The organism is Vibrio sp. 1401 (genome assembly GCF_033340295.1).
Genome location: NZ_JAWOWF010000436.1, coordinates 1 through 655, shown reverse-complemented (window position 1 = coordinate 655; position 655 = coordinate 1). Strand labels below are relative to the sequence as shown.

General features: G+C 47.9%; 1 protein-coding gene. It reads right to left on the bottom strand.

Annotated elements, in window-relative coordinates:
* On the bottom strand, positions 1-533 hold a 533-nt coding region (locus tag R7Z77_RS26095; protein ID WP_318137143.1), incomplete at its 3' end, for a response regulator.
* Positions 534-655 lie beyond the last annotated feature (122 nt).

Genomic DNA, 655 nt, shown 5'->3' with positions numbered 1-655 from the left:
AACGTCTCTTTGGTGAGTACGTGTCCTGGGTTTTGGACAAAGTGGGTCAACAGCGCGAACTCGGTTGCGGTTAGATCCAGCAATTGTTGATCGCAGTAAGCCTCTTGCTTGCCCGGATACAGGCGTAACTCTTGGTACTCAATACAATCGCTGTTTTTGCCGTTTTTCTGCGTGTTACTGGTGCGACGTAAAATCGCACGAATACGAGCGAGCAGCTCTCGGTCGCTGAAAGGTTTTGGTAAGTAGTCATCTGCGCCGAGCTCTAAACCGATCACTCGATCAATCTCTTCGCCTTTGGCGGTCAACATCAACACGGGGGTTTCCCAGTTCTCTCGCAGACGCTTCAGCGTTTCCATACCATTCAATTTTGGCATCATTACATCCAGTAGGATGAGGTCGATATCGCTGTTGATTGCGGCAAGGCCGGCTTCACCGTCGTTTGCTTCACTGACTTCGAATCCTTCGAAGCTGAGCACCTCTTTTAATAGGCTTGTCAGTTCTATGTCGTCATCAATTAAAAGAATGTTTGCCATCGGGGCACCTTTGGTCAGTTACCGTTTACTTAATATTACATTGGATTGATGTGCGACGAAGAGGGCAAAAATCACTCTTTACGATTCTTTACGCTCCCTATACGCCGCTTTACCTAGCGAGT